Here is a 22,251-nt window from a genome sequence, read left to right as displayed (position 1 = left end):
GTCAGAAGAATCCTGTGCCAATAATGACGAGATCGCCCGGGAGAACGGAGTGCGTAACATCAACATTTTCGAGTAACTCACCGGTGGATGATTGACGAATTTTGAGATCCGTACGGTCTGCACGATCGGTATAACCCCCAGCAAGGGCGATGGATTTCTCCACGGTCATACCTGGCTCGTAGGAATAGCCATTCGGGTTCTCAACTTCACCAGAGATATAAAACTTACGGAATTCAGCGATATTGACCGTCACCATGGGATTAAGCACAAAACCTTTGCGCAGGCGTTGCGTAATTTCCGCATCCACCTGGCTGGCGGTTTTGCCCTTTAATTCCAGCTTGCCAATATAGGGGTAATTAATAGCCCCACTGTTATCAAGTACTACTTTCATGGTCAGGTCAGGCTGCCCGGCAACGTTAATGTTGACGATATCACCCGAGCCCAGTAAATAATTTCCTGAATCCACTACGCTATTGTCCATTAACGTCGGCTGCGGTGATTTGCAGCCAGCGAAAACAAGGCTGAGGAGTAAAAATGCGCACAGTTTCATTATTTTCATTTTAAATCTGAACCTTAGCTGTAAGCATAATCAAAGATTGATCATAGCCCAACGTTTCAGTCACGATGCGATCGTCGTTGGGGCCGATGGTAAACGTATCTGTATCTTTATTAGACTTAAGCGTATCAAAATGATATTCCACACCAACGTTAAACGATGTGGTGAAGTCATAACCTACGATAATTGAAAACACGCTATTTTTGTCGTGGCGGTCCTTGTCCTGATCTTTGTAATCCTCTGTAATATATGCGTAATCAAGCAACGTCGTTAACCGGTCGTTCATCCATAAATGTTTGTAGGAAATGCCGTACTCAGTAAGTAAATTATATCCGCCCGCTTCGGAAGGATCCTTAATACTTTGTGATGTTCTTAACGTAAACAGCGACTGCTGAAGCGGTCTCCACTCGCCCAATATATCCCAGTTAATCCCGTTGAAATCCTTTGAACCGGGGTTATTCTCAAAAGTTTTATAGAGCCACGACACGTTCATATCAACATTCGTTTTGCCCGTAAGCTGGGACTGAATGCCGTAACGCAAATAATATTCATTACTGTCTTTTTGTGAGTCATGATCGTAATGAAACTGGTTAGTAATAAAACTATAGCGAAAACGCGTCTTAGATGTGTACTGATCGAAAATTTCTGCAATCAGGGTATTTTCGGTCCACTCCTGCTCGCGGATATATTGTGCAAAGTCCTCATCCTTGCTTTCAACCTGGCCGGTATTACCAAAAGACCATCTGCGGTGCATTAACGCCAGGTCAGCCCTTCCCCGTCCGTCGGGTGCACCATAACTATAGCGCAGCTCGCTGTTGAACAAATTGGTGGTTAACGGCGACGTTACGCCAAATTCACGGAACTGTTCCGGCAGGAACCCTTCCGTCACGCCACGCCCGCGCTCTTCATGGCCGAGGGAATCTTCCAGCGTCAGGCTCAGGCCATGCATCAGACCATAACGCCAGTCGCCCTTGAAGCGGAAAAAGTGATCGTCATAATCATCCGCAGAATCGCTGGAGTAGTGACGATAATCCCCCGTGTACATCAGCAAATACTTGTCCTGGCCGCGTTCCCCATTCAGGGACAAGACCGGCTTGAGGCTCTGAAAGTCGGAGCCTTTCGCGTCGCTATCCTGAGGCTGGAAGGTCACATTATCGTTATGCCCATAGTTCACCCCGACATTGCTTTGAAAGTCGATACCTGCCCAGCCAATGTGTGATTTTGGCGTTAATTCTGCTAACGCGACCGGAGACGCCATAATCCCAGCGATAATAATAATTTTAGTATGCATTCTTACCGACAAATCCCTTAAAAATGGTTTTAATGATGATTTTTATATCTAACCAAAAGGACCAGTTCTGAATATATTCAATGTCGTACTGGACTCGCTTTTCCATTTTATATAGCGCATCAATTTCGCCACGATAGCCATTAATTTGCGCTAAACCTGTGATCCCAGGCTTCACTTTATGGCGAATCATGTAGTTCTCGACCTGCTTACGGTAAAGCTCGTTGTGCGCCACGGCATGGGGCCGTGGGCCGACAATCGACATATTTCCCTGAATAACATTGATGAACTGCGGTAGCTCATCCAGAGATGTCCGACGTAAGAATGCTCCAAAGCGCGTGACCCGGGGGTCATCTCGTGTCGCCTGTTTCACCGTGTCGGTATTTTCCATAACTTTCATGGTCCGGAACTTCCAGACTTTGATCTTCTGCCCGCTCAGACCGTAGCGATCCTGTTTAAAGAAAACCGGCCCGCGAGAGGTGAGCTTGATACCAATGGCAATGACGATCATTAACGAGACAATCATTACCATAATCGCGCTGCCGAGCACCAGATCTTCTGCGCGTTTTATAAACGCCCCTCCGCCATCCAGAGGCGAGGTGAAAATACCGATGGTTTGTAAGTTATGGATGGAGCGTATCTGCGAGGTATTGGTGCTGTAGGCGTAAAAGTCCGGCACGATCCAGGTATTTACCGTGGTATCGGACATCATGGCCAGGAAATGGCGTATGCGCTCCAGCGCCACCATCGGCAGGGCAATGTAGATTTCGTCGACCCTGCCAGCCTTGGCTTCTTCGACCAGTTTAATTACGGGCCCGTTATAAGGACTGGTAATTCTTTTCGCCAGTTCGCCCAGTCGCTCCGGGCCGCGTTCATCGTAGAAGGCCAGCTCCAGCTTCACGTCCGCATATTCCAGACGCAACGCCTTTTCCGCGGCCAGGCCGTTATCGGTAATCCCGATAATGGCAACTCTGATGCGCTTTTTAGCGGAAAGTTTGAAAATAATCAGGCGGACGACATAAAGAAAAGGGATCGGCGAGGCATACCATAACGGCATCGCGGGAATATTGCGCACGTCGATAAAGGTTAAGTAGCCCAACGAATATAATTTGGCAACGAGAATGCGTACTATGCCGATAAACAGAATGGCGAAAAAAGCCGTCAGGAAAAGCCGCCGTTGGTTGCGTAACTTGTTGTTTTTAGGTCGATACAAATAACACTGCGTGTACTCGCCAAACAGTAAAAATGCGGTGGAGTATAATAGGCTGATCAAAATTACAGTGTCGAAAGACTCCATTTTCAACCACCAACCACTGAGCATCAGAATTAAATTAATTGAGAAGAAATCAATTAATTTAATGAATACTGAGTAACCTCCATGGGTGATCTTTTGCGAATTTCTCAGCATGTCCTGACCTACTTATAATTAAGCATCGGTATTATTTTTTTGTTGTGCTAATTGCACCGGTAAGCGTAGTAAAAATAAAACACGGGTCCGCGCAGGGAGGCGCAACCTAAATGAGTCAGCATTTTAGGGTCTGGCTGGGTTCACTGCTATGTCGGTGTAAGACTCGGCATACACATCCCTTATAGCGCTGAAGCGTCGGTTTTATAGAGACATCTGTTTATATACAGCGTAAGCACTATTCAATAAAACCGCCAACAAACTTTAGTTGTATTCCGTTCAGGAATGAAAAAAGCGATTACGCAAACTAAAGGCATAAAAAAACCCGGCCGAGGCCGGGTTTTTAATTTACTCGTTTATGCGGGGGTGTTGGTCCACCAGCCGGGACCGCTTCGCCTGCAGCTCCGCGATTTCAGCATCGATATCTTCAATCTTCTGCTCGATGTTGTCGTGATGCTCACGCAGGATCTCCTTCGCTTCCTGGAGGTCAGACGCAGCAGGCGTCGCCCCTTTCAGCGGCAGGTTCGCCGTCTCTTTCATATAAATGCCGGTAACCAGGCCGATGACCGCAATCACCATCAGGTAGTACGCGGGCATCATCAGGTTCTGGGTACTCTCTACCAGCGATGCCGCCAGCGTAGGGGTAATACCGGCAATCAGCACCGAGATATTAAACGCCGCTGCCAGCGCGCTGTAGCGAATGTGCGTCGGGAACATCGCTGGCAGGGTCGAGGCCATCACGCCGATAAAGCAGTTGAGGATCACCGCCAGCATCAGCAGACCGGCAAAAATCAGGCCGATCACATTACTGTTGATCATAATGAAGGCCGGGATAGCCAGCACGAACAGCGCGACACTGCCGAAAATAATGAAGGGACGACGGCCGAAGCGGTCGCTCAGCAGGCCCATAATCGGCTGCACAAACAGCATCCCGACCATGATAGCGATGATGATCAGCACGCCGTGATCTTCTGAGTAGTGCAGGTTATGCGACAGGTAGCTCGGCATGTAGGTGAGCAGCATGTAATAGGTCACGTTGGTGGAGATCACCAGACCGATACAGGTCAGCAGGCTGCGCCAGTGACGGGTGGCAATCTCTTTGAACGAGACTTTAGGCCCTTCCTGCAGACCTTCGCGATCGCCCTGCTCCAGCTTATCAACGTGCTGCTGGAACGCCGGAGTCTCTTCTAACGCGTGGCGCAGATAGAGGCCGATGATGCCTAACGGCAGCGCCAGGAAGAACGGAATACGCCAGCCCCAGGAGAGGAAGTTCTCTTCGCCCACCACGGTGGAGAGCAACACCACCACGCCCGCGCCGAGCACGAACCCGGCAATGGAGCCAAAGTCGAGCCAGCTGCCCATAAAGCCGCGCTTACGGTCCGGAGAGTACTCGGCGACGAAGATCGACGCACCGGTGTACTCGCCCCCAACCGAGAAGCCCTGAGCCATCTTACACAGCAGCAGCAGGATCGGCGCCCAGATACCAATGCTCTCATACGACGGGATCAGGCCGATACAGAAGGTACTGACCGACATGATCACAATGGTTATCGCGAGGATTTTCTGACGTCCGTACTTGTCCCCCAGCATCCCGAAGAACAGGCCGCCGAGCGGACGAATAAGGAAAGGCACAGAGAAGGTCCCGAGGGCGGCAATCATCTGCACGCTGGGATCGGCACCGGGGAAGAAGACTTTACCCAGCGCATAGGCCACAAAGCCATACACGCCAAAATCGAACCACTCCATCGCATTACCGAGCGAGGCGGCGGTGATCGCTTTGCGCAGTTTGCCGTCATCAATAATGGTGACGTCGCGCAGGGTGATCGGTTTAACTTTTTTCCTTTTAAGCATTGCTATCCTCGTAGACTGAGCCCAGCTCTCCCCACAGCGCTCAAAAAAAGCACTCTGTGGAACCCGGGAAGCGCCTCATGCGCATTCTCCTCACTCAAGCGTAGCAGGTTTACTTACACTGACCTTTTTTGACCGGTACAACCGAACCTGTTGACGCCTGTCTGGGCTTGTTGATGACCTCAATACCCTACCAGCGTTTATATGTGTGATCAACTTCACATATATTTTTCAGTTTATCACCAGAAGTGTAAAAACTGTAAAACCATGACCATTAGTTGTTTCTTATGTCTGCCTCTGTAAATACCCTTCCGGGCGTTATTATTTGCGGTGAAATTAAAAAAGAACGACTTTTTTTTACAAGACATTCACAGCCGCTTTAATAATCAAGAGGCAAATATCCTGTTTCCTTAAAATATGTGATGAAGATAACTAAAACGGTGTTTTATTTTGATTGAATCATCATTCCAACGATCGCATCATAAGTCCGTCAGAACGAGTCAGGCCTCCTTCAAATGAAGGTTTAATGAGCCGAACTGTTTTATATCTGCTGTATGAATAACGAATCGCCTGACGTCAATGCGCAGCAATTCGTTGTATTCATTAGATTATTAATTATGACTTGTCCGCCGGCGATGCGCGATGAGATGTGAGTGTTGATGATGAAGATTAAAGCCGCGATTGAACGCATCCCCGGTGGGATGATGCTGGTTCCGCTGGTTCTGGGCGCAATTTTAAATACCTTAGCACCAAATACCGGAGCCTATTTTGGTGGGTTCACCAAAGGTATGATTACCGGCACAGTTCCAATTCTTGCGGTATGGTTCTTCTGTATCGGCGCCTCCATTAATTTACGTGCAACGGGCACGGTATTACGTAAATCCGGTACGCTGGTTATTACCAAAATTGCCGTGGCGTGGATTGTGGCGATGGTTTGCGCCATGTTTATCCCGGAAAACGGCATTCAGACCGGCTTCTTCGCGGGCCTCTCGGTGCTGGCGATTGTCTCTGCAATGGACATGACCAACGGCGGTCTGTACGCCAGCCTGATGAACCAGTACGGCACCAAAGAAGAGTCCGGTGCTTTCGTTCTGATGTCTCTGGAGTCCGGCCCGCTGATGACCATGCTGATCCTCGGCTCCGCAGGTCTGGCGTCCTTTGAACCACACCACTTTGTTGGCGCCGTCCTGCCGTTCCTGATCGGTTTTGCCCTCGGCAACCTCGACCACGATCTGCGCGACTTCTTCAGCAAAGCAACACCGGTTCTGATCCCGTTCTTCGGCTTCGCGCTGGGTAACACCATCAACCTGAACGTGATCCTCGACACTGGCCTGCTGGGTATTGTTCTGGGTGTGGCGGTTATCGTTATCACCGGTATTCCGCTGATTATTGCCGACCGTGTTATCGGTGGGGGGAATGGTACTGCGGGTGTGGCCGCCTCTTCAGCAGCAGGCGCTGCGGTGGCAAACCCGGTGATTATCGCCCAGATTAACCCGGCGTTCGAACCGGTTGCCGCTTCCGCTACCGCACTGGTTGCCGCAAGCGTCATCGTCACCGCGATTCTGGTTCCGATTATTACCGCGCTGTATGCCAAACGCTTTGGTCAGGTCCCGGCAAAAGCCGAAGAACCGCAAGCGGTGGAGTCACTGCACCACTAACAGGTAAACCCTAAACGTTAGCCCTCTCCCCTACAGGGAGGGGGCTTTGTATTTATAGCAAGGAAGTCATTACAGGATAATAAATGACTTACAGCGGCGCCCTGGTCCGGCTGAAAATCGCCGAAGCGTTGACCGCAGGCCGGGGCGAGGCGCATGGATGCGCCGAGAGGGCGTGACCTACAGGGATGTAGGATCACGCCCGACCCTAAGCCTGCGGGAATAAGCTGAGGACAAAATTGCCGGGAGCAATTTTGGACAGCGCTTGCGCTGGCCCCGAAGGGGTGAGCCCCAGGGATGGGGCGAACAATCCGCGAAGCGGCGATTTTCTTGCCGGGAGCCGGGATTGTTAAGGGGGCGCGATAGCCCCCTTAACACGTTCACAGTTGACGTTGTTTACAAAGGAGCGCTGCTCTGGAAGTGAACGGAAAAACCATCGGTGCCGCATATTCCCCCTCACCCCAACCCTCTCCCTCAAGGGAGAGGGGACTAACCGTGCCAACCCTTACTCCCCAAACACCTCACCCACCATCGCTTTTGCCAGCCTGGCCGCCGAACACAGCCTCGGCATCCCCAATGCCACGTTCTGCCAGCTCTGCGTCACCGACCAGCACACCGGATGCCTGTCGGTATCACACCAGTCCCCCAGCCAGCCCAGCATGTCTTTATGATCGATAATCCCCGGCGTACCGGGCGTGGTCAGCCACTGATGATAGAAATGACGAGTGTTGGGCGCGGCGTTGATCCCCTGCGCCAGATAGTTCGCCACCATGCTGCACAGGTTATCTTTCAGCATGGCGCTGACGTCCGCATTCGCCAGCCGGCAGGCGTCACCAAACGCTCCCCAGCGCAGCTCCTCCAGCGCCACATAACCGCGCCCGGCCAGCGACCAGCCGTCATAGTGTCCGGCCCGCCAGCGGGTAAAAATCTGCTCGCTGTGAACGCCGGCCTGCACCGTTAATCCGCGCTGGGTTAAGGCTTTCTCTTTAAACTGTGCACGTTGCTGGAAATGGGCAGCGAGGGTCTCGTACTGATGCACCAGCCCGATGGCTGGCTGATTACGCAGGCTGGCCTGCTGGCGCAGGGTGGTGAGGATTTGCGTCATCCGGGTCAATGCCAGATGGCCGGGGTCAAACATCCCCGCCAGCTTCTCTGCCAGCCCGAGCCGCAGCACAGCATTTTCGCTGAACATTCCCCCCATGGCCCACTGGCGAAGCTGAGTCTGCGCCATGATCTCCTGGGTTAAACGTTCACGAAAGTGCTGCTGTTGCGACGCCACAGAGGTATGACGCTGCGCGTCAGCCCCCTGTACCAGGTCGACCATAAATTTAGGATGGATACATTCCAGCGTCCGTCCGGGACCGTCCAGTAAGTGTTTTGTCATGGTTGCTCTGCCGCGAATAGCGTTTGAATATCATCGCGTAACAGTCGGGTATCTTCCTGAATCCACGTCGCAGTGGTAATACATTGCTGCAGCAGCTGGCTGAGCGCCCGTGTGGCATGCTCATTTTGCTGGCGCACTGCGAGGCTATCACGCAAGCTTTCCTGTAACCCAGCAAGGCATAACGAGAATTCCGCAAAGAATGTTGCCATACCTGCTGTAACAGAGACATCGACCTGCGCCGCCAAAGCTTTACGAATTTGTTCACAAAAGTGATCTATATGCTGTTTAAATTTTTCATGAAGCTGTGACACGTTGATAACGTATCGCGTCCGCGTCATCACGTAATCTTCCCAGCCCCAGCCCGGATTGTTCAACCAGCGGGAGACCGTCTCGCGCAACGCGCTGCTGGCTCCCTGCGCCTGGCTGGCTGGCTGACTCTCCTGGGCGATAGCGTCGCTGAACAGGCTCCGGGTGTTGAAGTTAAGCTGGTTCGCCTGGAACGCCGGGAAGCTGATCCGCGCGCGGAAACCGGCGTGGCTTAACTCCTCTTTAATGCGCGTCTCAATCGGACGCATGGCGTCGTTCAGCGAGCGGGCCAGAGTGGTTTCCAGCTGGTCAAACCGCAGCGCCAGCTCGCGGCCGATTTTGGCCTGCGCATCCAGCATGATCATTTCGCAGGAGGAGCGGATTTTGCTCAGCAGGATCTGCGCCTGGCCTTCATCCTCAAGCACCAGCTGGCCGGGCGTCGCTAACGCATCGGCATGCAGCGTATGCGGATTAAACCCGGCCAGATCCAGCAAATTGTCCGGGTTGAAGATGTGTTCTACCGCAAGTTTGATATCGCTCTGCTGGGTGCTGATAAACAGATCGGTTGCCGTCAGCGCCTGGCTAACCTCATGCCTCACCTCATCGCTCACCGACGCCTGGCGGGACTGCAGCAGCGCCATATCCTCTTCCAGCCGGGCGATATTTAGCTCCAGCTCCTCAAAGGCCACCGTCAGCCCCTGATAGCGGAAATCCAGATATTCGCGGGCGTTCTGGGCATAGTTCAGCAGCTTATGCGACGCCGAGCGTAGCGCGTAGAGCGAGGCGTTAGCGTAGGCGGCGTGAATCAGCTTGCGGATCGGCTGCTCGAAGAGGGAGTCCTCCCACAGCAGATCGGCGGAGTGGCGAACATGTTCAATATCGTCCAGATCGGCAGTCCGCCAGCGGCGGCCCAGCGCGGCTTCGGCAAAATCCTGCACCCAGCGCTGCTCCTGGTGATCCGGCAGCTTACCGTGCTGCGTCAGCTCATGACGGGCGCGGTTCGCCAGGTATCCCCACATCGACGACACCGGGAAGATCTGGCCCGGAGAGATGTGGCCTTTCATCAGGGTGCCGGATATCATCGCCCGCACCTGCTCTTCATCGTCGCTGTTACGGTCTTTCTGATCGAATTTATTGACCAGCGCATACAGCGGGACCGATTTGCTGACGGCAGAAATAGCCAGCCGCACTTCGGCATCCGAAATCGACTTCAGCTGCGTATAGTCCATTACCGCCAGCACCGCCGAGGCACGTGAGAGCTGCTCGGTGAGCATTTTTTGCAGATGAGGCTGCCCGGCCTCGTTCGGCCCCGGGGTGTCCAGCAGGGTTAATTGCCCCAGATGCGCGTCCAGCCCGGCCAGATGAACAAATTCCACTTCAATAACCGGGATATTTTCAATTGCGGCATAGGCCGAAAACGGAAAATCGGTTCCCAGCGCCTGGGAAAGGCGCACTAAATCGTTAAGGTTTTTTAAACAGTTAAATATTGGCTGCGCACCCAAATAATGTTTTTCAAATGCTTCGCCGGATTCAATGCGCCCCAGCAGCGCATTCATATCTTTATCAATTTCAAGTTGCTGGGCCAGCTTGCCACGATCGAAATTGGCGAGCTTCTTTTGCATCTGTTTTATTAATGTATCGATCGGCGCCACGTGAGAAAAATGCAGCACCGGCTCTTTCTGGCCCGGGGTATGGCGGATCAGCGTCGGCAACGCGGTCATCGGGCGGTTGCGGTTGGGCAACACCTCGGTGCCCACGATGGCGTTGATGGTGGTGGACTTCCCGGCTTTCATGGTGCCCACGATCGCCAGCACCATCTCCAGACGGGTAATTTTGCGCAGCTCATTATTCAGCATCGACTGCTGCGCTTCTAAGCCACGGGCACTAAAGTGCAGAGGTAATATGTTACTGGTTTCGCCGGTAAGGGCCGACGTCGCGTTGTCCAGCATCGCAACAGGCATGGCGCTCAGCGCATCGAGATTCTGCAAGGAGAGTTGCAGCAGCCTTTCTGCTTCCTGGCTTAACTCAAATATTGTTTGTGTGTGCATGGTAAAAGCCTTCCCTTAACACAAATTTTATATAACCGAATTATTTTAAGAATGAAGGATCGGCTTATATGATTCCGTGTAGCAAATATGTTCGACGCAATATAATTGCTTGATGGCAATAAAATATATTCTTTCGGCGCGTAAAGCAGCGGAGCACGCTCCTTCGGTCAGGGAAACCGAAAGATAAAGAGCGTAGCTCAAATTGACGAAATTTCAGGATAAACCATCTTTAATCGCCCACCAAAAATGAGGGGTAATTCACCCCTTTGTGGATCGGGGATGGCTTTAAAAACATTTACGGTGAATATCATTAGCACCTTAACCTTATCTGAAATAGTACGGCGTATCAATTTGCCGCAATAAATATTATTGCTTTCATTCATAAGAGTTTCTCCTCCTGTGCCTGAGACTTATCATTACCTGAGTCACTGACAAACAATGTCACTGAAAACGCTTTTTTGGACAAAAGCGAAAAATAATATCACCGACAACAGTAAGGACATGCGCTATACTTGCCGCCTTTTTCGACAACCTGTCGATTTTTGGCGGGCCTTATTGCCGCCGGTTCGCACTATTTTGAGGAGAACACCATGCAGCTTCCACACTGTCCAAAATGCAACTCTGAATACACCTACGAAGATAACGGTATGTTTATCTGCCCGGAATGCGCTTACGAATGGAATAACGCAGAGCCCGCAGCAGAGAGCGACGAACTGATCGTCAAAGATGCCAACGGCAATCTGCTGGCGGATGGCGATAACGTCACCGTCATTAAAGATCTGAAGGTAAAAGGCAGCTCGTCAATGCTGAAGATCGGCACCAAAGTGAAAGGCATTCGTCTGGTCGAGGGCGACCACAACATCGACTGCAAAATTGACGGCTTCGGCCCGATGAAGCTCAAATCCGAGTTCGTGAAAAAGAACTGATTTGTTTTGTAGGCCCGGCAAGCGAAGCGCCGCCGGGCGCTTTTGCCGGATGCGCTCCGCTTATCCGGCCTACAAAAAGCGAACTAAACTTAACGGGCTTCTCTTACCTGAGGTAACTATTATGCCGTTAAGTCCCTACATCTCTTTCGCCGGCAACTGCGAAGAGGCCATCGCCTACTACCAGCAGGCCGTTGGCGCAGAACTCCTCTATAAAATGACCTTCGGTGACATGCCCAAAGACGACAACAGCGAAGAGGGCTGTCCGTCCGGCATGCAGTTCCCCGACTCCGCTATCGCCCACTCCAACGTGCGCATCGCCGGCAGCGACATCATGATGAGCGACGGCACGCTCAGCGGTAATGGCACCTACGCCGGGTTTACCCTGGTACTTGATACCCAGGACGTGGCCGAGGGCAAACGCTGGTTCGATAGCCTGGCCGCAGGCGGCACGGTTGATATGGCCTGGCAGGAGACCTTCTGGGCGCACGGTTTCGGTAAAGTGACCGATAAGTTCGGCGTTCCCTGGATGATCAACGTCGTTAAACAACCGTGATCCCGTCGGCGGGGGCCATGCCTCCGCCTGTCATCGCTTTCACCTCAACTCTTCAAACTCCCGCAACTAACACTTAACCTAAATGTCACATTGATCCGCCAGCATGAGGCCACATTCGAATCGAGGCCTCACCCATGCACACTGTCATCCGCGTCGAGAAACTGAGCAAGACCTTCCATCATAACAAGGCTCTGCATGCCGTTGATCTGACCGTCCATCAGGGCGAAATGGTAGCGCTGCTCGGGCCGTCCGGTTCCGGTAAATCCACCCTTCTGCGCCACCTAAGCGGCCTTATCACCTGCGATAAAACGTCGGAAAGCTTTGTAGAGCTGCTGGGCAACACCGTGCAGCGCGCGGGCCGTCTGGCGAGTGACATCCGTAAAAGCCGCGCCCAGACCGGCTACATCTTCCAGCAGTTCAACCTGGTGAATCGCCTGACGGTGCTGGAGAACGTGCTGATCGGCGCCCTCGGCAGCACCCCGTTCTGGCGCACCTGCCTGCGCTGGTTCTCCCCAGCCCAGAAGCAGGAGGCGCTGCAGGCGCTGGCCCGCGTCGGCATGGCCCATTTCGCCCACCAGCGCGTCTCCACCCTGTCCGGTGGACAACAGCAGCGCGTGGCGATCGCCCGGGCGCTGATGCAGAAAGCCAAAATCATTCTCGCCGATGAGCCGATTGCCTCGCTGGATCCGGAGTCGGCGCGCATCGTCATGGAGACCCTGCGCGACATCAACCAGAAAGACGGCATCACCATCGTGGTGACGCTGCATCAGGTGGATTACGCCCTGCGCTACTGCGAGCGCATCGTCGCCCTGCGTCAGGGCCACGTCTTCTTCGATGGCGCCAGCCATCAGTTTGATAACGAACGTTTTGACCATCTCTACCGCAGCATAAATCGCGTCGAAGAGAGCGCGCAGGCTGCTTAACGTCCCCACAATGAGGAATGGAAATGAGCTATAAAACGGTTGCCGCGCTGGCCTTCACCAGCATGTTCAGCATCAGCACCCTGTTAAGCCCGGCGTTCGCTGAGGAGCAGGAAAAAGCGCTGAACTTCGGCATCATTTCGACGGAATCACAGCAGAACCTGAAGCCACAGTGGGAACCCTTCCTGAAGGATATGGAAACCAAACTGGGGATCAAAGTGAACGCCTTCTTCGCCCCGGACTACGCGGGCATCATCCAGGGGATGCGCTTTAACAAAGTGGACATCGCCTGGTACGGCAATCTCTCCGCCATGGAAGCGGTGGATCGCGCCAATGGTCAGGTCTTTGCGCAAACCGTCGCCGCCGACGGCTCCCCGGGTTACTGGAGCGTGCTGATCGTCAACAAAGACAGCCCTATCAACAACCTTCAGGACATGCTCGCTAAACGTAAAGAGCTCACCTTTGGCAACGGCGACCCGAACTCCACCTCGGGCTTCCTGGTCCCTGGCTACTACGTCTTCGCCAAAAACAACGTCTCCACCAGCGAATTCAAACGCACGGTCAACGCCGGGCATGAAACCAATGCCCTGGCCGTCGCCAACAAGCAGGTGGATGTGGCCACCAACAACACCGAAAACCTCGACAAGCTGAAGACGTCCGCTCCGGACAAGCTGAAAGAACTGAAGGTGATCTGGAAATCTCCGCTGATCCCGGGCGACCCGATTGTGTGGCGTAAAAACCTCTCCGAAAGCACCAAGGACAAGGTGTACGACTTCTTTATGAACTACGGCAAAACGGCGGAAGAGAAAACCGTGCTGGAACGTCTGGGCTGGGCACCGTTCCGCGCCTCCAGCGACCTGCAGCTGGTACCTATCCGCCAGCTGGCGCTGTTCAAACAGATCCAGGGCGTGAAGGACAACAAGGGTCTGAAAGAGGAAGAGAAGAGCAGCAAGATGTCTGAAATTCAGGCCCAGCTGGACGATCTCGACCGCCTGACCGCCGCGCTGGGCACCATGACCAGCGTGAGTAAAGCGGTGCAATAACCCTATACCCCTCACCCCAGCCCTCTCCCCATAGGGGAGAGGGTGTTCAGGTTCCCTCTCCCCTATGGGGAGAGGGTTAGGGTGAGGGGAACATAAACCAACGGAGTTAACATGCAAACCATCACTCTCCCCCCGCCAAAGCGCGGCTGGTTCTCGCTGATCGGCTGGGCCGTTCTGCTGGCGGTGCTCGTCGTCTCCTGGAAAGGCGCGGAAATGGACCCGCTGACGCTGGTACGTGACTCCGGCAACATGGCGACCTTCGCCGCCGACTTCTTCCCGCCGGACTTCAGCCAGTGGCAGGACTACCTCAGCGAAATGGCCGTCACCCTGCAAATCGCCGTCTGGGGCACCGCCCTGGCCGTGGTGCTCTCCATTCCGTTTGGTCTGATGAGCGCCGATAACATCGTGCCGTGGTGGATTTACCAGCCGGTGCGTCGCCTGATGGACGCCTGCCGCGCCATCAACGAAATGGTCTTTGCGATGCTGTTCGTGGTCGCCGTCGGTCTCGGTCCCTTCGCCGGGGTGCTGGCGCTTTTTATTCACACCACCGGCGTGCTCTCCAAACTGCTTTCGGAAGCGGTGGAAGCCATCGAGCCCGGCCCGGTCGAAGGCATTCGCGCCACCGGCGCCAACAAGCTGGAAGAGATCCTCTACGGCGTCCTGCCGCAGGTGATGCCGCTGCTCATCTCCTACTCCCTCTACCGCTTTGAGTCCAACGTCCGCTCGGCGACGGTGGTCGGCATGGTGGGCGCGGGCGGAATTGGCGTCACCCTGTGGGAAGCGATTCGCGGCTTCCAGTTCCAGCAAACCTGCGCCCTGATGGTGCTCATCATCATCACCGTCAGCCTGCTGGACTTCCTCTCTCAACGTTTGCGTAAGCACTTCATCTGAGTAGCGAGGCATTGTTTTATATGCACTTATCCAGACATCCGACCAGTTACCCGACCCGCTGGCAAGAGATCGCCGCGAAGCTCGAAGTGGAGCTACGAACCCACTACCGCTGCGGCGACTACCTGCCTCCCGAACAGCAGCTTGCCGACCGCTATGAGGTCAACCGCCACACCCTGCGCCGCGCCATTGACCAGCTGGTGGAGCGCGGCTGGGTCCAGCGCCGTCAGGGCATCGGCGTGCTGGTGCTGATGCGTCCGTTCGACTACCCGCTCAACGCCCAGGCGCGCTTCAGCCAGAACCTGCTCGATCAGGGCAGCCACCCCACCAGCGAAAAACTGCTCTCGGTGCTGCGTCCGGCCTCCAGCCACGTCGCCGACGCGCTGGGGATTTCGGAGGGCGACAACGTCGTTCACCTGCGCACCCTGCGCCGGGTCAACGGCGTGGCGGTCTGCCAGATCGACCACTACTTCGCGGACCTGGCCCTCTGGCCGGTGCTGCAAAATTTCACCAGCGGCTCGCTGCACGACTTTCTGTTCGACGCCACCGGGATCGCCCTGAAGCGTACCCAGACGCGGATCAGCGCCCGCCGCGCCCAGGCCAAAGAGAGCAAGGTGCTGGAGATCCCCAACATGGCGCCCCTGCTCTGCGTGCGCACCCTTAACCACCGTGACGACGAGGTGAACGCGACGGAGTACTCCGTCAGCCTGACCCGCGCCGACATGATTGAATTCACCATGGAGCACTGAATGCACTTCGATACCTCCACCCGTCAGCACTGGATGGCCGTGCTCGCCCACAGCCAGCCTGCGGCACTTGCGGCGCGGATGTCGGCCCTGAGCCTGACCCCGGTTTATGAGCTGATCCGCGCCCCACAGAGCGGGCTGGTGCAGATCCAGGCCCGGATGGGCGGCACCGGCGCACGCTACTTTGCCGGCGATGCCACCCTGACCCGCGCCGTGGTGCGCCTCGCCAGCGGCACGCTCGGCTACAGCTACCTGCTCGGGCGCAACAAAACCCACGCCGAGCAGTGCGCCGTCGTGGACGCCCTGCTGCAGGAAGCGCCGCACTTTCAGACCTTAATGGAAACCGTTATTGCCCCGCTGGAAGCCGATCGCGCCGCACGCCTTGCTGCCCGTCAGGCCGAAGTGAACACCAGCCGGGTCGACTTCTTTACGCTCGTTCGCGGAGACAACGCATGACCCTTCATCCCGCTTTTACCCTCGCCGTGCAGGATGCCCAGCACAGTTTTCGTCGTCTGCTGAAAGCCATGAGCGAACCGGGCGTCATCGTCTCGCTGCATCAGCTCAAGCATGGCTGGCAGCCGCTGAACCTTGCCACCACCAGCGTGCTGCTGACCCTGGCCGATAACGACACCCCGGTGTGGCTGTCGGGCGCCGTCAGCAACGATATCGTCAGCAGCAACCTGCGTTTTCATACCAGCGCCCCGCTGGTGGATCAGCCCCAGCAGGCGGTGTTCGCCGTGGCCGACGAACACATCAGCCACGAGCAGCTCAACGCCCTGAGCGAAGGCACCGCCGTGGCCCCCGAGACCAGCGCCACCCTGATTTTGCAGGTCTCCAGCCTGAGCGGCGGACGTATGCTGCGCCTGACCGGCGCCGGGATCGCCGAGGAGCGAATGGTCGCCCCGCAGCTGCCGGAGTGCATCATTCATGAGCTGACCGAGCGCCCGCACCCGTTCCCGCTGGGGATCGACCTGCTGCTGACCTGCGGCGAGCGCCTGCTGGCGATCCCGCGTACCACTCATGTGGAGGTGTGCTGATGTACGTTGCCGTCAAAGGGGGCGAGAAGGCGATCGCCGCCGCCCACGCGCTGCAGGAGCACCGACGCCGGGGCGATGACCAGCTTCCCGAGCTGAGCGTGGCCCAGATTGAACAGCAGTTGAACCTCGCCGTCGACCGGGTGATGACCGAAGGCGGCATTGCCGACCGCGAGCTGGCGGCGCTGGCGCTGAAGCAGGCCAGCGGCGATAACGTCGAGGCCATCTTCCTGCTGCGCGCCTACCGCACCACCCTGGCAAAGCTGGCGGTGAGCGAGCCGGTGAATACCGCAGAGATGCGCCTCGAGCGCCGGATTTCTGCCGTCTATAAAGACATCCCCGGCGGCCAGCTGCTCGGCCCGACCTACGACTACACCCATCGCCTGCTCGATTTCACCCTGCTGGCAAACGGTGAAACGCCGGAACTGAACACGGCAGAGCCGCAGCAGGACGCCGCCCCGCACGTCTTTAGCCTGCTGGCCAGCCAGGGGCTGGCGAAGGCGGAAGAGGACAGCGGCGAGGAGCCGGACGACATCACCCGCACCCCGCCGGTCTACCCCTGCTCCCGCGCCTCGCGCCTGCAGCAGCTGATGCGCGGCGACGAGGGCTACCTGCTGGCACTGGCCTACTCCACCCAGCGCGGCTACGGACGCAATCACCCCTTCGCCGGTGAAATTCGCAGCGGCTACATCGATATCAACATTGTGCCGGAAGAGCTGGGTTTTGCGGTGAACGTCGGCGAACTGTTGGTGACGGAGTGCGAAATGGTTAACGGCTTCGTCACCCCGGACAACGACGCGCCGCACTTCACCCGCGGCTACGGGCTGGTGTTCGGCATGGGCGAGCGCAAGGCGATGGCGATGGCGCTGGTTGACCGCGCGCTCCAGGCACCGGACTACGACGAGAACCTCGCAGGCCCCGCGCAGGACGAGGAGTTCGTGCTGGCCCACGCGGATAACGTCGAGGCTGCCGGGTTCGTCTCGCACCTCAAGCTGCCGCACTACGTCGATTTCCAGGCTGAACTGGAGCTGCTTAAACGTCTGCAACAGGAGCACAAAAATGGCTAACCTCAGCGGCTACAACTTTGCTTATCTGGATGAGCAAACCAAACGCATGATCCGCCGCGCCATTTTAAAAGCGGTAGCCATCCCCGGCTATCAGGTGCCGTTTGGTGGCCGTGAAATGCCCATGCCTTACGGCTGGGGCACCGGCGGCATTCAAATCACCGCCAGCGTGATTGGCGAGGCGGACGTGCTGAAGGTCATCGACCAGGGGGCCGACGACACCACCAACGCCGTGTCGATCCGCCAGTTCTTTCAGCGCGTGACCGGGGTGAACACCACCGAGCGCACCGAAGACGCCACCCTGATCCAGACCCGCCACCGCATCCCGGAAACCCCGCTCACCGAAGATCAGATTTTGATTTTCCAGGTGCCGATCCCGGAGCCGCTGCGCTTTATCGAGCCGCGCGAGACCGAAACCCGCACCATGCACGCCCTGGAAGAGTACGGCGTGATGCAGGTGAAGCTGTACGAGGACATCGCCCGCTTCGGCCATATCGCCACCACCTACGCCTACCCGGTGAAGGTCAACGGCCGCTACGTCATGGACCCGTCGCCGATCCCGAAATTCGATAACCCGAAGATGGACATGATGCCTGCCCTGCAGCTGTTCGGTGCCGGGCGCGAGAAACGCATCTACGCTGTGCCGCCCTACACGCGTGTCGAAAGCCTGGATTTCGACGACCACCCGTTTACCGTGCAGGAGTGGGACGAGCCCTGCGCCATCTGCGGATCGAAACACAGCTATCTGGATGAAGTGGTGCTGGATGACACCGGCAAGCGGATGTTTGTCTGCTCCGACACCGATTTTTGCCGCCAACAGAGCGAGGCCAACAGCCAATGAAACCGCTGCTTTCGGTCAATAACCTGACCCACCTTTATGCGCCGGGCAAAGGCTTCAGCGACGTGTCGTTCGACCTGTGGCCGGGCGAAGTGCTGGGGATTGTCGGCGAGTCCGGTTCCGGCAAAACCACCCTGCTGAAGTCCATCTCCGCCCGTCTGGCCCCGCAGAACGGCGACATTCTCTATGACGGCGATTCGCTGTACGGCATGAGCGAGGCGGAGCGCCGCCGCCTGCTGCGCACCGAATGGGGCGTGGTGCACCAGCACCCGATGGACGGCCTGCGCCGCCAGGTGTCGGCGGGGGGCAATATCGGCGAACGGCTGATGGCCACCGGCGCGCGCCATTACGGCGAGATCCGCGCGACGGCGAAACACTGGCTCGAGGAGGTGGAGATCCCGTCCTCGCGCATCGACGACCTGCCCACCACCTTCTCCGGCGGCATGCAGCAGCGTCTGCAGATCGCCCGCAACCTGGTCACCCATCCGAAGCTGGTGTTTATGGACGAACCCACCGGCGGGCTCGACGTCTCGGTGCAGGCCCGTCTGCTGGATCTGCTGCGTGGTCTGGTGGTGGAGCTGAACCTGGCGGTGGTGATTGTCACCCACGATCTGGGCGTGGCCCGCCTGCTGGCGGACCGTCTGCTGGTGATGAAGAGCGGCGAGGTGGTGGAAAGTGGGCTGACCGACCGGGTGCTCGACGACCCGCATCACCCCTACACCCAGCTGCTGGTGTCGTCCGTTTTGCAGAATTGAGATTGCTGTTGCCCGGCGGCGCTTCGCTTGCACGGGCCTACGATTTTGTAGGCCGGGTAAGGCGCAGCCGCCACCCGGCAATAAATCCAGCACCTTGTAGGCCGGGTAAGGCGCAGCCGCCACCCGGCAATGAATCCAGCTCCTTGTAGGCCGGGTAAGCGAAGCGCCACCCGGCATCCCGAACCACGAGGCCAACATGATCCGCGTTGAAAACGTCAGTAAAACCTTTGTACTCCACCAGCAAAACGGCGTCCGCCTGCCGGTGCTGCAAAACGCCTCCCTTGAGGTAAAAAATGGCGAATGCGTGGTGCTGCACGGCCACTCCGGCAGCGGCAAATCGACCCTGCTGCGCTCGCTGTACGCCAACTATCTGCCGGACGAAGGCCACATCCATATCCGCCACGGCGACGAATGGGTGGATCTGGTGCAGGCCCCGGCGCGCAAGGTGCGCGATGTGCGCCGTACCACCATCGGCTGGGTCAGCCAGTTTTTACGGGTGATCCCGCGCGTTCCGGCCCTGGAAGTGGTGATGCAGCCCCTGCTGGATCTCGGCGTGCCGCGCGACACCTGCGCCGCCAAGGCCGCCAGCCTGTTGACGCGCCTGAACGTGCCGGAGCGCCTGTGGCATCTCGCCCCCTCCACCTTCTCCGGCGGGGAGCAGCAGCGGGTGAACATCGCCCGCGGCTTTATCGTCGATTACCCGATTTTACTGCTCGATGAACCGACAGCCTCGCTGGATGCGAAAAACAGCGCCGCGGTCATGGAACTGATCGAAGAAGCCAAAGCGCGCGGCGCGGCGATCGTCGGGATCTTCCACGACGACGCCGTGCGGGATCGCGTGGCGGATCGTCTGCACCCGATGGGGATCACAGCATGATCGTAAACAACGTAAAACTGGTGCTGGAAAACGAGGTCGTTGACGGCTCCATCGACGTTCAGGACGGCGTCATTCGCGCCTTTGCCGAAACCCAGAGCCGCCTGCCCGAGGCGATGGACGGCGAAGGCGGCTGGCTGCTGCCGGGGCTGATCGAGCTGCACACAGACAACATGGACAAGTTCTTCACCCCGCGCCCCAAAGTTGACTGGCCCGCCCATTCGGCGATGAGCAGCCACGACGGGATGATGGTCGCCAGCGGCATCACCACCGTGCTGGACGCGGTGGCGATTGGCGACGTGCGCGACGGCGGCGACCGTCTGGAGAATCTGGAGAAGATGATCAACGCCGTGGAAGAGACGCAGAAGCGCGGCCTCAACCGCGCCGAGCACCGTCTGCACCTGCGCTGCGAACTGCCCCATCACACCACCCTGCCGCTGTTCGAAAAGCTGGCGGGCCGCGAGCCGGTGACCCTGGTATCGCTGATGGACCACTCCCCGGGTCAGCGCCAGTTCGCCAACATCGAAAAGTATCGCGAATACTATCAGGGCAAATACTCCCTCAACGACGCGCAGATGGCGCGCTATGAAGAGGAGCAGCTGGCGCTTGCCGCCCGCTGGTCGCAGCCCAATCGCCAGGCCATTGCCGCGCTGTGCCGGGAGCGCAATATCGCTCTTGCCAGCCATGACGACGCCACGGCGGATCATGTCCGGGAATCCCACCAGCTTGGCAGCGTTATCGCCGAATTTCCCACCACGTTCGAGGCCGCAGAGGCTTCGCGCCAGCACGGAATGAACGTGCTGATGGGCGCCCCGAACATCGTGCGCGGCGGATCGCACTCCGGCAACGTGGCGGCAAGCAGGCTGGCGTCCCTCGGCCTGCTGGATATCCTGTCGTCCGATTACTACCCCGCCAGCCTGCTGGATGCCGCGTTCCGCGTGGCGGATGACGAAGGCAACGGATTTACCCTGCCGCAGGCGATCCGCCTGGTGACCCGAAACCCGGCGCAGGCGCTGAACCTGCACGATCGCGGGGTGATTGGCGAAGGCAAGCGGGCCGACCTGGTGCTGGCGCACCGTAAAGGCGAGCACATTCATATCGACCACGTCTGGCGTCAGGGAAAACGGGTGTTCTGATGGGAAGAGTGATCTGGTTAATGGGGCCGTCCGGCTCCGGAAAGGACAGCCTGCTGGCGGCGTTGCGCCAGCAGTCACAGCCGCAGATGCTGGTGGCGCATCGCTACATTACCCGCCCTGCCAGCGCCGGGAGCGAAAACCATATCGCCCTCAGCGAGCCCGAGTTTTTTACCCGCGCCGGGCAGCAGCTGTTTGCCCTGAGCTGGCACGCCAACGGCTATTATTATGGGGTGGGCCTGGAGATCGACCTGTGGCTGCACGCCGGGTTTGACGTGGTGGTAAACGGCTCGCGCGCCCATCTGCCCCAGGCGCAGGCGCGGTATGCGCAGGCATTGCTGCCGATCTGCCTGCAGGTGTCGCCGGAGATCCTGCGTCAACGCCTGCAGGACCGGGGTCGGGAGAGCGCAAAAGAGATCGACCAGCGGCTGGAGCGCGCCGCCCGCTATACGCCTTCCCACTGCCCTGTTCTGAATAACGACGGAAGTTTGCATCAGTCTGTCGATAACTTCCTGTCACTCATTAGCCAGAAGGAGAAAAACCATGCCTGAGTGTGAGTTGCGTCCCGCCACCCCGGAGGACGTCGATGCGGTCTATGGCCTGATCTGCGAATTAAAACAGGCGGAGCTTGATCGGTCGGCGTTTCATGCCGGGTTCGCGGCCAATCTGCAGGATCACAATATGCGTTACCAGCTGGCCGAACGGGATGGACACATCATCGGGATGATCGGCCTGCACATGCAGTTTCATCTCCATCACGCCAACTGGATCGGTGAAATCCAGGAGCTGGTGGTGATGCCCCAGGCGCGCGGCCTGAAGGTTGGCAGCCAGCTGCTGGCCTGGGCGGAAGAGGAGGCCCGCCATGCCGGGGCGGAGATGACCGAGCTTTCCACCAGCGTCAGGCGCCTCGACGCGCACCGTTTTTATCTTCGTGAAGGGTACACACAGAGCCATTTCCGCTTTACCAAACCGCTGTAAGGGGGCGCT

The 22,251-nt window shown here is 57.1% G+C and carries 23 protein-coding genes; 16 read left to right on the top strand and 7 right to left on the bottom strand.

Annotated features, from left to right (window positions below):
- Position 1: 1 nt before the first annotated feature.
- The 4 genes from FFB58_RS12630 to proP all read right to left on the bottom strand — a co-directional run bounded on the left by FFB58_RS12630 (position 2) and on the right by proP (position 5,100).
- Positions 2–559, bottom strand: a complete 558-nt coding sequence (locus FFB58_RS12630) for a polysaccharide biosynthesis/export family protein (protein ID WP_039028393.1) — start codon at positions 557–559, stop codon at positions 2–4.
- Between the two features lies 1 nt (position 560).
- Positions 561–1,847, bottom strand: a complete 1,287-nt coding sequence (locus FFB58_RS12625; protein WP_138370059.1) for an outer membrane beta-barrel protein — start codon at positions 1,845–1,847, stop codon at positions 561–563.
- A complete protein-coding gene (locus FFB58_RS12620) occupies positions 1,837–3,252 on the bottom strand; it encodes an undecaprenyl-phosphate glucose phosphotransferase (RefSeq protein WP_138370058.1) in 1,416 nt (471 codons plus the stop codon). Before FFB58_RS12620 ends, FFB58_RS12625 begins: the two co-directional genes overlap by 11 nt.
- 345 nt (positions 3,253–3,597) lie before the next feature.
- The gene (gene proP, locus FFB58_RS12615; RefSeq protein ID WP_039028390.1) at positions 3,598–5,100 is read right to left on the bottom strand and encodes a glycine betaine/L-proline transporter ProP; all 1,503 of its coding nucleotides are present in this window, start codon (positions 5,098–5,100) and stop codon (positions 3,598–3,600) included.
- Positions 5,101–5,759: 659 nt separating this feature from the next.
- Here proP and kdgT point away from each other — a divergent pair.
- On the top strand, positions 5,760–6,755 hold the full coding sequence (kdgT, locus tag FFB58_RS12610) for a 2-keto-3-deoxygluconate transporter (RefSeq protein WP_039028389.1): 996 nt from the start codon (positions 5,760–5,762) through the stop codon (positions 6,753–6,755).
- A 502-nt stretch (positions 6,756–7,257) separates the two neighbouring features.
- Here the strand turns inward: kdgT and FFB58_RS12600 are convergent.
- From FFB58_RS12600 to FFB58_RS12590, 3 genes are all read right to left on the bottom strand, one after another.
- A complete protein-coding gene (locus FFB58_RS12600; RefSeq protein ID WP_039028388.1) occupies positions 7,258–8,136 on the bottom strand; it encodes a diguanylate cyclase regulator RdcB family protein in 879 nt (292 codons plus the stop codon).
- Entirely contained in the window at positions 8,133–10,490 is a 2,358-nt protein-coding gene (gene crfC / locus FFB58_RS12595; protein WP_039028387.1) for a clamp-binding protein CrfC, read from the bottom strand. Before crfC ends, FFB58_RS12600 begins: the two co-directional genes overlap by 4 nt.
- A gap of 197 nt (positions 10,491–10,687) precedes the next feature.
- Entirely contained in the window at positions 10,688–10,873 is a 186-nt protein-coding gene (locus FFB58_RS12590; protein WP_039028386.1) for a hypothetical protein, read from the bottom strand.
- Between the two features lie 207 nt (positions 10,874–11,080).
- Here FFB58_RS12590 and FFB58_RS12585 point away from each other — a divergent pair, with 207 nt between their 5' ends.
- The 15 genes from FFB58_RS12585 to phnO all read left to right on the top strand — a co-directional run bounded on the left by FFB58_RS12585 (position 11,081) and on the right by phnO (position 22,242).
- Positions 11,081–11,416: a zinc ribbon domain-containing protein YjdM gene (locus FFB58_RS12585; RefSeq protein ID WP_039028385.1), complete on the top strand. Its 336-nt coding sequence runs from the start codon at positions 11,081–11,083 to the stop codon at positions 11,414–11,416.
- A 121-nt stretch (positions 11,417–11,537) separates the two neighbouring features.
- Positions 11,538–11,969, top strand: coding sequence for a VOC family metalloprotein YjdN (gene yjdN, locus FFB58_RS12580; RefSeq protein WP_138370056.1), 432 nt, complete (start codon positions 11,538–11,540; stop codon positions 11,967–11,969).
- Between the two features lie 134 nt (positions 11,970–12,103).
- Positions 12,104–12,892, top strand: a complete 789-nt coding sequence (gene phnC / locus FFB58_RS12575; protein ID WP_039028383.1) for a phosphonate ABC transporter ATP-binding protein — start codon at positions 12,104–12,106, stop codon at positions 12,890–12,892.
- A 23-nt stretch (positions 12,893–12,915) separates the two neighbouring features.
- Positions 12,916–13,932 (top strand): phosphonate ABC transporter substrate-binding protein, encoded by a 1,017-nt coding sequence (gene phnD / locus FFB58_RS12570; RefSeq protein ID WP_138370055.1) that lies wholly within the window; start codon positions 12,916–12,918, stop codon positions 13,930–13,932.
- 111 nt (positions 13,933–14,043) lie between these two features.
- Positions 14,044–14,823, top strand: coding sequence for a phosphonate ABC transporter, permease protein PhnE (gene phnE, locus FFB58_RS12565; RefSeq protein WP_039028381.1), 780 nt, complete (start codon positions 14,044–14,046; stop codon positions 14,821–14,823).
- Positions 14,824–14,843: 20 nt separating this feature from the next.
- Positions 14,844–15,569 carry a phosphonate metabolism transcriptional regulator PhnF gene (phnF, locus tag FFB58_RS12560; RefSeq protein ID WP_138370054.1) on the top strand — a complete coding sequence of 242 codons (726 nt, stop codon included), beginning with the start codon at positions 14,844–14,846 and terminating at the stop codon, positions 15,567–15,569.
- Positions 15,570–16,022, top strand: a complete 453-nt coding sequence (gene phnG / locus FFB58_RS12555; RefSeq protein WP_138370053.1) for a phosphonate C-P lyase system protein PhnG — start codon at positions 15,570–15,572, stop codon at positions 16,020–16,022. It begins immediately after the preceding gene.
- Positions 16,019–16,603, top strand: coding sequence for a phosphonate C-P lyase system protein PhnH (phnH, locus tag FFB58_RS12550; protein ID WP_039028378.1), 585 nt, complete (start codon positions 16,019–16,021; stop codon positions 16,601–16,603). Before phnG ends, phnH begins: the two co-directional genes overlap by 4 nt.
- Positions 16,603–17,667 (top strand): carbon-phosphorus lyase complex subunit PhnI, encoded by a 1,065-nt coding sequence (locus FFB58_RS12545; protein WP_138370052.1) that lies wholly within the window; start codon positions 16,603–16,605, stop codon positions 17,665–17,667. Before phnH ends, FFB58_RS12545 begins: the two co-directional genes overlap by 1 nt.
- Entirely contained in the window at positions 17,660–18,505 is an 846-nt protein-coding gene (gene phnJ, locus FFB58_RS12540; protein ID WP_039028376.1) for an alpha-D-ribose 1-methylphosphonate 5-phosphate C-P-lyase PhnJ, read from the top strand. The genes FFB58_RS12545 and phnJ overlap by 8 nt, the downstream gene beginning before the upstream one ends.
- A complete protein-coding gene (gene phnK / locus FFB58_RS12535; protein ID WP_039028375.1) occupies positions 18,502–19,257 on the top strand; it encodes a phosphonate C-P lyase system protein PhnK in 756 nt (251 codons plus the stop codon). The genes phnJ and phnK overlap by 4 nt, the downstream gene beginning before the upstream one ends.
- A gap of 196 nt (positions 19,258–19,453) precedes the next feature.
- Complete coding sequence (gene phnL / locus FFB58_RS12530) at positions 19,454–20,134, top strand: phosphonate C-P lyase system protein PhnL (protein WP_138370051.1); 681 nt, start codon at positions 19,454–19,456, stop codon at positions 20,132–20,134.
- Complete coding sequence (gene phnM / locus FFB58_RS12525) at positions 20,131–21,267, top strand: alpha-D-ribose 1-methylphosphonate 5-triphosphate diphosphatase (RefSeq protein ID WP_138370050.1); 1,137 nt, start codon at positions 20,131–20,133, stop codon at positions 21,265–21,267. The genes phnL and phnM overlap by 4 nt, the downstream gene beginning before the upstream one ends.
- Entirely contained in the window at positions 21,264–21,815 is a 552-nt protein-coding gene (phnN, locus tag FFB58_RS12520) for a ribose 1,5-bisphosphokinase (RefSeq protein WP_138370049.1), read from the top strand. The genes phnM and phnN overlap by 4 nt, the downstream gene beginning before the upstream one ends.
- Positions 21,808–22,242 carry an aminoalkylphosphonate N-acetyltransferase gene (phnO, locus tag FFB58_RS12515; RefSeq protein WP_039028371.1) on the top strand — a complete coding sequence of 145 codons (435 nt, stop codon included), beginning with the start codon at positions 21,808–21,810 and terminating at the stop codon, positions 22,240–22,242. Before phnN ends, phnO begins: the two co-directional genes overlap by 8 nt.
- The last annotated feature ends 9 nt before the right edge of the window (positions 22,243–22,251 follow it).

The organism is Enterobacter sp. MF024, from assembly GCF_005843915.1.
In the GTDB taxonomy this organism is placed as follows: Bacteria; Pseudomonadota; Gammaproteobacteria; order Enterobacterales; family Enterobacteriaceae; genus Enterobacter; species Enterobacter barmai.
The sequence above is the reverse complement of the archived record's forward strand: the minus strand, read 5'-3'. Positions and strand labels throughout refer to the sequence as shown.